A 13214-nucleotide genomic window follows, 5' to 3' on the forward strand; every position below is an offset into this window, starting at 1 on the left:
AAAAATGTGTGAAAATAGATTTAGCTTTCCTCGCTTTTTGCCGCAGCCGGCTTTTTCGCATATTTTTTTGTCCAGATCACTGCCACGACCAGCCCGATGATACCCATTGCGATCATATACATATGGTTCAGGTGATACCCCTGATAGCCCGGATATGTATCCAGCAGCTTTCCGGCTATCGTGTAGCTGAGCACCTCCGGCAGATATCCGAAGGTGGACGCCATACCGATCGCCACACCTCCCAGCTCTACGGGGATGCCCGCCTCCGAGATGAAGGAAAAGTACAATCCAAAATTGGAGAACATGCCCGCGTACACAAGCACGCACGCTGCAACAACAAGGATCATCCTGGTGTCAGAGCTCATTTTTCCCGTCATATCCATGATGACCACTCCAGCCACCATGAGGATATAGCCCACGATCATAGTTTTGCTCTTTCCCGCTTTATCACCGGCAAAGCCGCCGATGGTAGCTGCAAAGGGACGGATATACTGGGACATGACTGTCAGTATAGCCGCGATCACGGCCGTAACACCAATGATATTGCTGGCATAGGGCGTGAAATAATAGGACGACATATTAAATGTATAGCTTGTGTAGATCATGATGATGATCAGCCACATAACAGGCATTTTCAGAACACTCAGGATCTGCTTGAAGGAAACCTGCTGCGAGGAGCCTGTCTCTCCCACCGTATCCGGCTCTTTCAGGATGAATATAAAGATGATGCCCACGATCAGCGGAGCCAGCGAATAAAACCAGATGATCGCGTCAATCCCCATATAGGGCATTGTCCTGGCCTCAAATACACCGAAGATAGCTGTCGCCACAGCAAGATGTGCCGCGTTGAATACACCTCTGCCTCCCTCAAATATCCCGTATGCCCTGCTCTGCTCCTCATCGGTCGCCTGGATCCTCACGATCTTCATAAGAGCCGGCCAGAAGGTCAGCAGCGAAGTCACGCCCCAGAGTCCGTAAATTGCTGCCAGGGCATAGAAATCGCTCACCACCAGATGCAAAAGTCCACCAAGTCCAGTGGCGATCATAGAGAAGATCAGCAGCTTCTTTGCCTTGATCTTGTCCGCCAGGACACCGCCAATGACGTAGGAAAATACGCCGAGCAGCCCATAGGCGCTCCCCAGAAGTCCCATCTGCGTGTTCGTCAGGTCATACATGCTCTGATACGTGTCATAATAGTAAGAACGGAAATATGGGAGTCCGTAAATGATCGAGCCGGCAAATGCCAGCAGAAGGATCGTTCCCAGATTTTTCCTGTACCCTTGTTTGGCCTCTTTAGCCATCCATACCGCCTCCATTTCAATCTCTCATTTTCATGTGCGCCGCGCTGTTTCTTTATAATGATTATACTTGAATTGACAACAAATTCACAAATTTACCTTTTTTCGTATAACGAAAATCCTTCCTCTCAAAATTCAATTAACAATAAATTTCTATGTCCTTTACCCGCATTTCTGCAATTTTCAATCTATTTTTTCATCTTTTTCATTTATTTTTCTCAATATAAGATAGATGTAGATATTTTCTTCAAATCCGTTCTTTATTATTTTATTTTCAAAAAATATATGTCCATTTTCCCGTTTCTATGTTAAAATTTTTAGTAAAAAAAGAATTTCATCAAAATGCTGGGAGGAATGATCGTATGGATTCTGGTTCTTTCTATATAACTTTAGGGCGTCAGCTCCGGGCCAGACGCCGTGCAAAGCACATGACTTTAAACGAGCTGGCTGAAAAATTGAACAAGAGTACAGCAACTGTATCAAAATACGAAAAAGGAGAAATATTCATCAGCGTTGACACGCTTGTAGATATCTGCAGAATCCTCAATGTTGACATCTCCTCTCTTCTTCCGGATACCTGCATGAAGGAAGACCCAAATGACGTGACAAGATATCAGAAATACTTTTCAGAACGCCTCTATCTCTACTGGTTTAACGGGGAAAAGAATAAGCTGCAGAAGGCAGTCCTTGTCAACCAGAAAATGTCCTTTAAAACTACCATGTATTATGATGTGGCTGATATATCCAACTACTATGAAGCCAACTATGTCTATGAGGGAAGGGTCTTCTACACGGACTCCTGCATGGATTTTATCCTGAGCTGCACAGAGCCTCCCTTTGACACGCTCACCCTCCGCCTGTCTTCCCTGAACCGTCACAGCTCCTACAAGGTGGGGCTTCTCTCGACCATCAGCTATTTCTATCAGAACATCGCCATGAAGGTCATTGTCTCTGATGCGCCGCTGCCGGAGGACGAAGAGCTCATCTCCTCCCTGCGCCTGACGGCGGATGATCTGAAAAATATCAAGCGGACGAATTTCTTCTATGCACAGTAAATCAGGTATCGTTCTATATAATAAAAAAGAGGCTGTCCCTGAATCAAGTTCATTGACAGTCCCTCTTTTATATTTCTTTTTTTATTTCTTTTGCTATTTTTTTCTTTCTTGTCGTGTCCCTCTCTACAAGCTTCACATCAAAAACATTCTCCCGCAGGAACTCCTCTCCCTCCACATGCCGTATGATGATGTCTGCTGCCAGACAGCCCATCTCCCTGATCGGCTGGGACACAGTGGTCAGCTCCGGCGTACACATTCTGCTGAACCTTATATCATCAAACCCGACCAGCTGTATTTCCTCCGGTATGCGTTTTCCCCATGCCGCAAGCTCTTTGTATACGGAAATGGCCACCATATCATTACAGGCAAGGATGCCGTCTGTATCTGGAAACCTTCTCAGAAGCCGGGCGGCTGCCCGGCGTCCCGCCTCGTAATCGTAGGTGCAGTCCACATACTGTTCCGCAAGACCATATTTTCCGCATATATCAAGATAGCCCTGGTAACGCTCCCTGCCGCTGGAGCAGGCCAGAGGCCCTCGCAGACAGACAATGTTTTTGCACCCACACTCCACCAGGTGCTCCGCCGCCAGACGTCCGCCCTTATAGTGGTCCGCCTCAATAAAGGCCGTGCCGCTCTTGCCCTTCAGCTTTCTGTCCACTACCACGACAGGAATGGGACAGTCCTCCAGCACCTGACTTGTACTGTCGCAGTTAGTGGTGATGATGATCCCGTCCGCCTTCATCTGGACAAGCATCTGGATATTCATCATCTCCTTTTGCGGGTCGTCGTCCGAGTTACACAGAAGGATCCGATACCCGGTCCTGTATGCCTGCTCCTCCGCAGCTTTGGAGAGCTCGCTGAAAAAGGGATTTTCAATATCCGGAACGATCACGCCGATCATCCGGGACGACTTCTTGTAGAGGGCCCGGGCCAGCTCGTTAGGCCGGAATCCTGTCTTTTCAATCGCCTCCAGCACTCTCTGCTTTTTCCTCTCATCTACATTAGCGGTGCCGTTCATCACTCTGGACACAGTGGCCGGAGACACACCTGCTATTTTTGCCACTTCTCTGATACTGGTCATATATGGTCTGGTTACTCCTTCCGGTCTGAAACCCATTTCATGTCTTTATTATATTTTCCAGCCGGCAGTCTGTCAAACTGCTGAGTAACACCCTCTTCTACTCTGTGAAGGTCCTCATGGGGAATAAACTCCACCACATCTGCGGCGAGCCCCTGCAGATATTGCTCTATCTTCCTCCTAATTCTCTCTCGACTTCCTCTGAACAGGGCATCCCGCTCTGGGCGCCGAACTTTTCTGTGGAAAGCCCGGCAGCCGTGTTGGCGTACACAAGGGCGTTCCGTATGTCATCGCCTGCGCAGATCCGTACGCAGAAGGCTCCGTTCAGTGTATCTCCGGCTCCTGTCGTGTCTGCCACCTCTGATTTTCTCGCCGGTACCCGCAGGAGCTCTCCGCTCCTTAAGCATGTCACCACACCTCTGGCGCCCTGGGTAATGACCAGTTTTTCCGGATATTTTCTGAGCATTCCCTCCATATCCTTCTGTGCTCCAAAGATCAGCGCCGCCTCGTGCTCATTGGGAGTCAGGTAGGTCACCATATCCACGATCTCCTCCGGGACTGAAGCTGCCGGCGCAGGATTCAGCACAATCGGGATTTTCTTTTCATGACACATTTTCACGGTATAGATGACTGTCTCCAGCGGAATCTCATGCTGGAGCACCACCATGTCATATTGCTCCAGTTCAGCGCTGACACTGTCCACATAAGCCTGGTCCACTTTCCCGTTTGCCCCCGGAACAACTACAATGGTATTATCATTTTCCGCCACTGTGATCATGGCCAGCCCTGTGGTGACTCCCTCCAGGACCCGGATATGCCCGGTCCCCACGCCTGCGCCCTGCAGATTTTTCAAAAGGAGCTTCCCGTTGTCGTCATCTCCCACACAGCCAAACATTTCCACCTCTGCTCCCAATCTTGCCATGGCCACCGCCTGGTTGGCGCCTTTCCCTCCGGGTATGCAGCTAATGCTGTTCGCCCGGAGTGTCTCCCCCTTCATTGGGATCCGTTCGGCTGTCACTGTCATATCCATATTGATACTTCCAACTACTGCAAGCTTCATCCCATGTCCTCTCCTTTCATAATCCGCTTTGAAACCGGTTTCAAATCCTGGCTATATTATAAGTCCGCTTTCCTGACCTGTCAATCTGTTTTCTACCTTTCCTTCCACACCCTGAGTGCGTTTTTGTACCAGACCTTATCCAGCTGCCTCTCCGACAGCCCCGCCTTTTTCAGCGCCTCCCGCAGTCTGTCCATGTGCCCTGTATCGGGGATATCCATCCTTTTCAGTCCGTCAAAGCCGTCAAAATCCGTCCCTATGGCGGGAAGGTCTTCGCCCCCTGTCTCTATCATATGGAGAACATGGGCCGTCATCTCCTCCAGACGTGACTCCTCCGGCGTGCCGAGGAAAGGCCCATAGAAATTAAGGCCTGCCACGCCCCCCTGCTCTCCCAGAGCTCTCAGCATCTCATCTGTCAGGTTACGAGGGTGGTCCGCCAGGGCGCGGCAGTTGGAGTGAGTGGCCGCCACAGGTCTTCTGCTGCGTTTTATAACATCCCAGAACACACCGTCAGCCGCATGAGAGACATCCACGATCATGCCCAGCTCATTCATCCTCTCCACCACCCGGATGCCAAATGGTGTCAGCCCTTTCTCCATATTGGAAGGGACCCGGCTGCCCGGGGCGCCGATGCAGTTCTCATAGTTCCAGAGGAGAGTGATGAGCCGCACGCCTCTTCTGTACAGTTCATCCAGGCGTGCCAGGCTGCCGTTCAGCACGCCGCCCTCCTCCACAGTCAGGACCGCTCCTGTTTTTCCCTTTTTTTGGATGATTTCTATGTCCTCGGGCTTTTTTGCCAGCTCCAGCCGGCCGCTGTAGCGCTCCGCTTGCCGAGACATGTGATCTATCATGTCAAGCACATGCCTGTACCCTGCCTCATACTGCTCTTCGGGCGTGTTCCCTTCCATAGCGTCCCGATAGACAAAGCAGGCAAAAAACTGGGCGAGGGCTCCCTCCTCTTCCAGCTTCCGGATACTGACAGAGCCGTCATTTTCCAGAAGATCCCCCTCTCCCCCCAGGTCCATGAGCTTCCAGAGTGTGTCACAGTGCAGATCGATCAAATTCATGTCTTACCTCCTCCTCTCGCACATATACTATACTACAGTATTTCTGAGGAGGAAAGCGTATGACTCCTGTGATCGGAATCGTCACCTGCGGCTTTGCGGGAAACCGGCAGTTTGTCACAGACAGCTACATCTCTGCCGTGTGCCGCGCGGGGGGCTGTCCTGTCCTTCTGCCCTGCGTGGAGGAGGGGGACAGGGGATTTATGGAGGTCATGGCCTCCTGCTGCCACGGATTTCTCTTCTGCGGCGGAGGGGATATCACTCCCTTTCTTCTGGACCGCCCTCCCCTGTCTCCCTCCGGGGAGACAGACATAAAAACAGACATATTCCAGATGCTTTTTCTGAAATATGTCCTTGCCACGTCAAAGCCTATCCTCGCCATCTGCCGGGGCATGCAGGTGCTGAACGCCGCCTGCGGCGGAGAACTTCTTCAGGACCTCTCTCTCAGGGAGGAGCCGTCCCTGAACCACATGCAGCGGTCCCGCCTGCGCAGCGATCTCTGCCACACCATCGCCGTTAAAAAAGATAGCATACTATATGAAATTTTCGGAAAAGCCACAGCCGTCAACAGTTTTCACCACCAGGGAATCCTGACTCCCGGAGAGGGGCTCACAGTGAGTGCCACGGCTCCTGACGGTATCCCCGAGGCACTGGAAATGCCTTCTCGTCCCTTTGTCCTGGGGGTCCAGTGGCATCCCGAGTGCATGACCCGGTCCCTCAATATGCGCCGCCTGTTCCTGACCTTTGTGGAGGCAGCAAGAAGGCAGGGCGTCAGAGCGGAAAAGTGACGGCGGCGGGTCATTTTTACAGAGATTTGCGGATGTTTCTCCAGATGATGATGGAGAGGAGCACTGCAATGTAATCTGTGATGGCCTGCCCGCAGATCACGCCGTCCAGTCCGGCCACCGCCTCCAGCAGATAGAGGAGCGGTATGAGAAGGACACCCTGTCTCATGACCGACAGTACTGTGGCCGGCAGGGCATGCTCCACAGACTGCATACAGTTCATATTGACAAAGAGGAGGCCGATAAAGGGGCCTGAGACCATGTAGGCCACCAGCATCGCCACCCCGTAGCGGACCACGTCATCGTCGCTGATGAACAGGCGGATGATAGGCTCTCTGGCCACAAAGAAGAGGGCCGTTGCCGCCACGCCCACGGCAACACAGCATTTCTTCGTAAAGCTCTCCACCTCCCGGAACCGGTCCGTGCTGCCCGCCCCGTAGCTGTAGCCAAGAAGGGGCTGGACGCCGTTTGCCAGACCCATCTGCAGGAAAGTAATGAACATATTTGCCTTGAACACAATGCCGATGGCTGCCACCGGAGCATTCCCGTAGGACACAAGGATCTGATTCAGCACAATGGTGGACACACTCATGAGAGCTGAAAAGATGGCCGTGGGAAGGCCCGTGGCACAGACTCCCTTCAGTATGCCGTCCCGGCAGGAGAAATCCCGGGGACTCAGGGACATGGACCGGGATCTTTGCAGGAAATACCACAGGTAGTAAGCGCTGGCCATGATATTTCCAATGGTGGTGGCAATGGCCGCCCCGGCCGCGCCCATGCCAAAGCCGGATATGAAAATGGGGTCCAGCACAATGTTGGCAATGGTCCCGATCATGCTGCCCACCATGGCCTCCCGGCTGGCGCCCTCCGCCCGGACCACAAAGCTGGCGGCGGCGGACCAGATGATAAAGGGTGCCCCCACAGCCACGTAGACCGTGTAGCCTCTTGCGTACTCATAGGTCTGAGCGTCCGCACCGAAGAGGGACAGAACGGGACCAGTGAACACAAGGAGGATCACTGCGAAAAGTACGCCCACGATGAGTGAGGCGTAAGTGACAAAGGAAGACACCTGCCGCACCCTCCTCTCATTTTTCTGCCCGAGGGCCATGGATGCGGCGGCGCTGCCGCCCATGCCGAACATGTTTGCAAAGGCCATAAAAAGGATGAAGATGGGGTTGGTCAGGCTCACCGCCGCCACCTGCAGGGCGTCGCCGGTCTGTCCCACAAAAAATGTGTCCGCCATGTTGTAGAGCACAGTCACCAGACTGCTGATGACGCTGGGGATAGCCATTTTGGCCACGGCTCCTGACACCTTCATGCTCCCCATCCAGTCCTTTTCCAGTTCCTTTTCCTTCATTATCTGCTTCTCCTTCCACCTGCAGCTTTCAGCGCTGACTGTTTTACCCGCACCGCTCATCCAGGTTTTCCAGCATTTTCGCCGCAATCCTCAAAAATGTCTCCTGCTCCTCCCGTGAGATTCCCTGCAGGAGAAGGGCCTCCGACTCCTCAATCTCCCGTCTCAGCGCGCGGTGGAGCTTTTCCGCTTTCCTGGTAAAGACGATCCGTTTCCAGCGGCCGTCCTCTTCGTCCGGGATCCGACAGATCAGCTCCCTCTTCTCCAGGGCTTTGAGCACCTCAGATGCGGTGGGCGGTCTCAGGCCGAACTCCCTCTCTATATCCTTCTGGTAGACCTTGCGCTTCATGCTCTCCACCAGGATGTAATCCAGTATGTTTCCCTGAGAGCCACTGATCCCCACCGCCTCCTGTACCGCCATGGAGCGCCTCCTGAGCCGGTTGGAAATCCGGTTGATCATCTTTCCCGTTTCCACACCAAACACCGCCTTTCTCCCTTCAGGGCTTCGAAACTCCCTGCACTCCCGGAAGATCCGGGCTTTTTACTTATTTAGGTTCCTAAGTATTATAATGTCAATTTTCGCGGATGTCAAGAAAATACGCACTCAGACACGCCGGTCTGCACACAATTACACACCAGTATATGTAAAAGCGGACGTAATACTTTTGCAAAGTATTACGTCCGCTTTTACATGCTTTTGCACTATTCAAACGGATATTTCACTCCCCAGTCCGCACGGAGGGCATCCATCCACTCCATGATACGCAGAGTCTCTGCGTGAGGCATCTCCTCACATTCCAGCTTTCCTGCGGCGAGAGCGCGGCGGCAGGCCAGCACTTCATACTCGTAGCCTGTGATCTGCTCCGGCACTTTTATCTCCCGCACAAGGTGTCTGTCCGGGCTGTAGATTTGAATTGTATCAATATTGTTGATATTGCAGGCGATCATGTAGCCCTTTGTGCCATAGATTATTCCATACTGCTCCGTGTCCGCCCACATGCCTGTATGGAGTACGGCAAGCTTTCCGTCCCTGTAGGTGAGGATGATGGCATCCTGCCCGTCCACGCCCGTGTCAGTTTTCACGCACTCGGACGTCATTTTGACGATGTCATCCCCCAGGACCATGCTGGCAAAATTGAGCGTATAGACACCCACGTCCAGAAGGGCGCCGCCGGCCAGCTCGGGCCTCAGCATCCGCTCCTTATCTGTCAGCTCATATCCCAGGTTGGCGCTGATCATCTTGATATCCCCCAATTCTCCGGAAGCGATGATGTCATTGATCATCTTCCGGGAGGGCATGTACCTGGTCCAGATAGCCTCTGTGATAAACACCTTTTTTTCCGCCGCATAGTCCAACAGCTCTCTGGCCTGGGCCGCGTTGGCTGTAAACGACTTCTCGCAGAGCACCGGCTTCCCGCAGGAAATACACAGCTTCCCATGCTCCAGGTGATGGGAATGGGGCGTGGCGATATACACGAGCTCCACTTCCTCGTCAGCCAGCATCTCCTCATAGGAGCCGTACGCCTTCTCTACATGGTTTGCCCTGGCAAACGCCTCTGCCTTTTCAAGGCTCCTGGATGCCACGGCGTAAGCCTCTGCCTCCTTCATCCCGTTCAGTGTCCTTGCCATGGTGGCGGCGATCCGGCCGGCACCCAAAATACCTACCTTCATATCTTGTCTCTTCCTCCTGCTTCCTTATTCTGAATATCTGTCTGTAATATATCACCTTGCAGGAGGGAAGTAAAGCGAAAGCTTCCTGGTATGTCGCTGTCCCCGTCCTGTCTTTTCCCGCACTCCATGAGGAAGGTCCGCAGGCAGGATTTCTTCACATTTCTGTATATTTTCTCAAATTTTTCCAAACACTAACATCGCAGTACACAAAAAGGAGGTAGGAAGCATGTCAGAAATATCTGTTCTCGATCTGCAGAACCTGCGCCATCTCATTGGCGGCTATGAGACCAGCTGCCAGAAAATGACAGAATATGCAGGTATGGCTCAGGACGCGGAAGTAAAAAAGCTGTTCCAGGATGCCGCGGACAGCGCCATGAAGAACAAACAGGAGCTCCTGCGCTTCCTGTGAGCCACACCGGCCCGGAGACCGGCGCAGAGCATGAATGCAGGATATGACAGTAAGGAGGAAAGACAATGTTGAATGAAAAGACCATGGTTGCGGATGCACTTGCAGGCGTAAACGGAGAACTCACCCGCTTTGGCGAGATGATCCCGCAGACAGAAAACAAAGAGCTGAAGCAGTGCTTAAAGCAGATGCGCAATGCGTGTGAGATGTCACAGGAAAGGCTCTATGGCCTGGCCCGTGAGCGCAGCTACTATGTGCCCGCCGCCAGGGCAAGCCAGCAGGAGATCGAGCATGTCCGCTCCATCCTGACACAGCCGTCTGTAAAATAGGCTGCCATTCTCCGCGGCGCGCTTCCGGCCGGAGGCCGCTTTTTGCGCGCCGCCTACATAACCGGGGCCTGCTGCTCCGCCGGACGCATCTTTTCCATGTCTGCCGGGTCCCCCATTCCCTCCTCAAGCGCTCGTAAAATGAATGAAAAAAGCATTAAAATTTCATTTTTATTGATATTTCTTACAAATTTCCTTATTAAATGAATATTTTTGCAGGAAGCAATTGACGAACGTTCAGTTTACCGCTACAATGGTAGCATTGAGTGAAAAATGAGAAAATGATGGAGGATGCAAGGATGGCAGCATATGAAGAATTGTCAAAAGAAGAACTGTTGAAGATCAAATCTGAACTGGAAGCAGAGTTTGAGCAGGTAAAGTCCCAGGGACTGAAGCTGGATATGTCCCGGGGAAAACCGTCTACAGAACAGTTGAACCTGTCCATGGGCATGATGGATGTCCTGAACAGCAGCTCTGACCTTGTGTGCGAGGAGGGCGTGGACTGCCGCAACTACGGCGTCCTGGACGGCATCCGGGAGGCAAAGCAGCTTCTGGCCGATATGATGGAGGTTCCGAAGGATAATATCGTGATCTTCGGCAACTCCAGCCTGAATATCATGTACGACACCATCGCCCGCTCCATGACTCACGGCGTAATGGGGAGCACTCCGTGGTGCAAGCTGGACAAGGTAAAATTCTTATGCCCCGTTCCCGGCTATGACCGCCACTTCAAGATCACAGAATATTTTGGCATTGAGATGGTCAATGTGCCCATGACTCCCACCGGTCCGGATATGGATATCGTTGAGGAGCTGGTGAGCACAGACCCGGCCATCAAGGGTATCTGGTGTGTTCCAAAATATTCCAACCCTCAGGGCATCACCTACTCTGACGAGACCGTGCACCGCTTTGCCAAGCTGAACCCGGCTGCGGAGGATTTCCGCATCTTCTGGGACAACGCATACGGCATCCACCATTTATATGATGACAAGCAGGATTACCTCATTGAGATCCTCATGGAGTGCAAGAAAGAGGGGCACCCGGATATGGTATACAAATTCTCATCCACATCCAAGATCAGCTTCCCCGGCTCCGGCATTGCCGCCATTGCGGCTTCCACTGCCAACCTGAAGGCAATCCGGGAGCAGATGCAGATCCAGACCATCGGGCACGACAAGGTGAACCAGCTCCGCCACGCAAGATATTTCAAGGATATCCACGGCATGGTGCAGCACATGAAAAAACATGCGGACATTATGCGTCCAAAATTCGAGGCTGTTCTTTCCACTCTGGAAAAAGAGATTGGCGGTCTTGGCATCGGCTCCTGGCTGTCACCGAGAGGCGGCTACTTCATCTCCTTTGACGCACTTCCGGGCTGTGCAAAGAAGATCGTGGCAAAGGCAAAGGAGGCAGGCCTTATCATGACCGAGGCGGGCGCCACCTTCCCCTACGGCAGGGACCCGCAGGACAGCAATATCCGTATCGCCCCCTCCTACCCCACAGCTGAGGAGCTGAAGGTCGCCACAGAAATTTTTGTCCTCAGCGTCAAGCTGGTGAGTATTGACAAGATCCTCGAGAGCAAATAAGATTAGGATATGAACATAAAAAACGTGCGCACAGAGCAATCAGAACCTCTTGCGCACGTTTTCTTTTTATCCCGCTGTCAGTTCTCACCCTCCAGGGTCTGCCGGATGATGCTCTCCATGTTCTCCCGGCTTAAGGTCCCGCTGACATAGCCATACACCTTCCCCTCCCGGTCGATCATGTAGGTGGTGGGGTAGGCACTGATCCCGAACATGGCGCTCACCTCCCCCGTCTCATCCATGAGTACCGGATAGGTGTAGCCATTTTCCTCCATAAATCGGATGACCTCCTCCCTGGTCCCCTCGCCTCCTATGCCCGGCGTGGCGACGCTCAGGAAGACCACCTCCGCCTCCTCTCCCATACCTTCGTATTCCTGGTACAGCTCCTGGATATCCGGCATCTCCATCCTGCAGGGTGAGCACCATGTGGCCCAGAAATTCAGGAAGATCACCTTCCCCCTGTAATCAGAAATGCTGTGCTGTGTGCCGTGCTGGTCTGTCAGCGCAAAATCCACAGTATCCGCCCCGCTCCCGCCGCCGTTTTCATCCTCCTGGCTCTGCCCGCTCTCCCGGCCGGAACCGTCAGAGCCATCCTGCTGACTGCTCTCGTCTCCAACGTTCCCTGCATCATCGGACACACTCTCCTGTCCCGCGCTTCCCACGCCGGACAGATAGCCCGTAATATCATTCATCTTGCCGGTAAACATCATAAGCCCCATGAGGAGCATCAGTACAGCCCCCAGCTTGACCGTATACTTTACGATGTTCATGTGTCTCCTGAAAAGTTTCAGGAGGGAGGTGGTAAAAATGCCCACTGCCAGGAAGGGAAGGACAAATCCAAGCGTGTAGACGCCTATCATAAGAAAGCCCTTTGCCCTTGTGCCTGCAGAGGCTGTCATGAGGAGCACGCTGGAGAGAGCCGGCCCCACGCAGGGCGTCCAGGCAAAGCTGAAGGAAAAGCCCATCAGGAGGGCCGTCACAGGGGACATGGCCATCCGGTCCAGATGAAAAGGCAGCCTGTGTTCATTTCCCAGCAGCTTTGAGGAGCCGAACACCCCCAGCTGGTACAGGCCCAGGGCAATGACAAGTATGCCTCCCACCCTGGCAAAAATACTCTGATAGTCCTTGAAAAAGCTGCCCGCCGCGGACACGCCTAAGCCCAGGAGAAAGAATGTAAAGCTGATGCCGAGGACGAAAAACACGGTGTTTACCAGCACCCTTCCCCTGGGATAGTGCCAGACTCCCTCCTCGTCCTTCACCCCCGTCCCGCCCGACAGATATCCGATATAGAGCGGAATGAGGGGGAACACGCAGGGGGACAGAAAGCTCAGAAGCCCCTGTATAAATACTGTAAAAACCGGAATGCTCACTTCCAGATCAAATCCCATGATTACCTCCCAGGAGCGGCACGGGCCGCCGATGATTTCTTCTTATCATATCTGTTTTTCCCCATACCGTCAACTGTCATCCGCCTCTGCCGCCCTTTTTTGCTCCATTGACACAGGCTGTTCGTCTTTCTATAATAGAGAATAGTGTA

General features: G+C 52.9%; 13 protein-coding genes. 5 read left to right on the forward strand and 8 right to left on the reverse strand.

The window, feature by feature from the left end:
• Positions 1–20: 20 nt before the first annotated feature.
• Complete coding sequence (locus B5E62_RS05765) at positions 21–1301, reverse strand: MFS transporter (RefSeq protein ID WP_087173850.1); 1281 nt, start codon at positions 1299–1301, stop codon at positions 21–23.
• A gap of 359 nt (positions 1302–1660) precedes the next feature.
• Between B5E62_RS05765 and B5E62_RS05770 the strand changes: the two genes are divergently transcribed.
• Complete coding sequence (locus B5E62_RS05770) at positions 1661–2353, forward strand: helix-turn-helix domain-containing protein (protein WP_162610264.1); 693 nt, start codon at positions 1661–1663, stop codon at positions 2351–2353.
• Between the two features lie 67 nt (positions 2354–2420).
• On the opposite strand, the gene B5E62_RS05775 is transcribed toward B5E62_RS05770, so the two are convergent.
• The 3 genes from B5E62_RS05775 to B5E62_RS05785 all read right to left on the reverse strand — a co-directional run bounded on the left by B5E62_RS05775 (position 2421) and on the right by B5E62_RS05785 (position 5555).
• Complete coding sequence (locus tag B5E62_RS05775; protein WP_087173686.1) at positions 2421–3434, reverse strand: LacI family DNA-binding transcriptional regulator; 1014 nt, start codon at positions 3432–3434, stop codon at positions 2421–2423.
• A 166-nt stretch (positions 3435–3600) separates the two neighbouring features.
• Positions 3601–4491 carry a ribokinase gene (gene rbsK / locus B5E62_RS05780; RefSeq protein ID WP_087173687.1) on the reverse strand — a complete coding sequence of 297 codons (891 nt, stop codon included), beginning with the start codon at positions 4489–4491 and terminating at the stop codon, positions 3601–3603.
• 92 nt (positions 4492–4583) lie between these two features.
• On the reverse strand, positions 4584–5555 hold the full coding sequence (locus B5E62_RS05785) for a dipeptidase (protein WP_087173688.1): 972 nt from the start codon (positions 5553–5555) through the stop codon (positions 4584–4586).
• Between the two features lie 59 nt (positions 5556–5614).
• On the opposite strand from B5E62_RS05785, the gene B5E62_RS05790 reads away from it, so the two are divergent.
• The gene (locus B5E62_RS05790) at positions 5615–6340 is read left to right on the forward strand and encodes a gamma-glutamyl-gamma-aminobutyrate hydrolase family protein (protein ID WP_087173689.1); all 726 of its coding nucleotides are present in this window, start codon (positions 5615–5617) and stop codon (positions 6338–6340) included.
• A gap of 16 nt (positions 6341–6356) precedes the next feature.
• On the opposite strand, the gene B5E62_RS05795 is transcribed toward B5E62_RS05790, so the two are convergent.
• From B5E62_RS05795 to B5E62_RS05805, 3 genes are all read right to left on the reverse strand, one after another.
• The gene (locus tag B5E62_RS05795) at positions 6357–7694 is read right to left on the reverse strand and encodes an MATE family efflux transporter (protein WP_087173690.1); all 1338 of its coding nucleotides are present in this window, start codon (positions 7692–7694) and stop codon (positions 6357–6359) included.
• A 43-nt stretch (positions 7695–7737) separates the two neighbouring features.
• Positions 7738–8166 carry a MarR family winged helix-turn-helix transcriptional regulator gene (locus B5E62_RS05800; protein WP_087173851.1) on the reverse strand — a complete coding sequence of 143 codons (429 nt, stop codon included), beginning with the start codon at positions 8164–8166 and terminating at the stop codon, positions 7738–7740.
• Positions 8167–8393: 227 nt separating this feature from the next.
• Entirely contained in the window at positions 8394–9362 is a 969-nt protein-coding gene (locus B5E62_RS05805) for a Gfo/Idh/MocA family protein (RefSeq protein ID WP_087173691.1), read from the reverse strand.
• A gap of 226 nt (positions 9363–9588) precedes the next feature.
• On the opposite strand from B5E62_RS05805, the gene B5E62_RS05815 reads away from it, so the two are divergent.
• The 3 genes from B5E62_RS05815 (at position 9589) to B5E62_RS05825 (ending at position 11680) form a co-directional block, all read left to right on the forward strand.
• Positions 9589–9771, forward strand: a complete 183-nt coding sequence (locus B5E62_RS05815; RefSeq protein ID WP_087173693.1) for a hypothetical protein — start codon at positions 9589–9591, stop codon at positions 9769–9771.
• Between the two features lie 68 nt (positions 9772–9839).
• Positions 9840–10097 (forward strand): spore coat protein, encoded by a 258-nt coding sequence (locus tag B5E62_RS05820; RefSeq protein WP_087173852.1) that lies wholly within the window; start codon positions 9840–9842, stop codon positions 10095–10097.
• 296 nt (positions 10098–10393) lie between these two features.
• On the forward strand, positions 10394–11680 hold the full coding sequence (locus B5E62_RS05825) for an aminotransferase class I/II-fold pyridoxal phosphate-dependent enzyme (RefSeq protein WP_087173694.1): 1287 nt from the start codon (positions 10394–10396) through the stop codon (positions 11678–11680).
• Positions 11681–11757: 77 nt separating this feature from the next.
• Here the strand turns inward: B5E62_RS05825 and B5E62_RS05830 are convergent, their stop codons facing one another.
• Positions 11758–13065: a cytochrome c biogenesis protein/redoxin gene (locus B5E62_RS05830; RefSeq protein WP_087173695.1), complete on the reverse strand. Its 1308-nt coding sequence runs from the start codon at positions 13063–13065 to the stop codon at positions 11758–11760.
• Between the last annotated feature and the right edge of the window lie 149 nt (positions 13066–13214).

Origin of the sequence: Lachnoclostridium sp. An118 (genome assembly GCF_002160985.1) — a bacterium.
Classification (GTDB): domain Bacteria; phylum Bacillota; class Clostridia; order Lachnospirales; family Lachnospiraceae; genus Claveliimonas; species Claveliimonas stercoravium.

Coding starts and splice junctions, on each gene's coding strand:
- B5E62_RS05765 (WP_087173850.1), bottom strand. CDS start 1,301: ATGGCTAAAGAGGCCAAACAAGGGTACAGGAAAAATCTGGGAACGATC.
- B5E62_RS05815 (WP_087173693.1), top strand. CDS start 9,589: ATGTCAGAAATATCTGTTCTCGATCTGCAGAACCTGCGCCATCTCATT.
- B5E62_RS05795 (WP_087173690.1), bottom strand. CDS start 7,694: ATGAAGGAAAAGGAACTGGAAAAGGACTGGATGGGGAGCATGAAGGTG.
- B5E62_RS05785 (WP_087173688.1), bottom strand. CDS start 5,555: ATGAATTTGATCGATCTGCACTGTGACACACTCTGGAAGCTCATGGAC.
- rbsK (WP_087173687.1), bottom strand. CDS start 4,491: ATGAAGCTTGCAGTAGTTGGAAGTATCAATATGGATATGACAGTGACA.
- B5E62_RS05830 (WP_087173695.1), bottom strand. CDS start 13,065: ATGGGATTTGATCTGGAAGTGAGCATTCCGGTTTTTACAGTATTTATA.
- B5E62_RS05825 (WP_087173694.1), top strand. CDS start 10,394: ATGGCAGCATATGAAGAATTGTCAAAAGAAGAACTGTTGAAGATCAAA.
- B5E62_RS05790 (WP_087173689.1), top strand. CDS start 5,615: ATGACTCCTGTGATCGGAATCGTCACCTGCGGCTTTGCGGGAAACCGG.
- B5E62_RS05805 (WP_087173691.1), bottom strand. CDS start 9,362: ATGAAGGTAGGTATTTTGGGTGCCGGCCGGATCGCCGCCACCATGGCA.
- B5E62_RS05775 (WP_087173686.1), bottom strand. CDS start 3,434: ATGACCAGTATCAGAGAAGTGGCAAAAATAGCAGGTGTGTCTCCGGCC.
- B5E62_RS05770 (WP_162610264.1), top strand. CDS start 1,661: ATGGATTCTGGTTCTTTCTATATAACTTTAGGGCGTCAGCTCCGGGCC.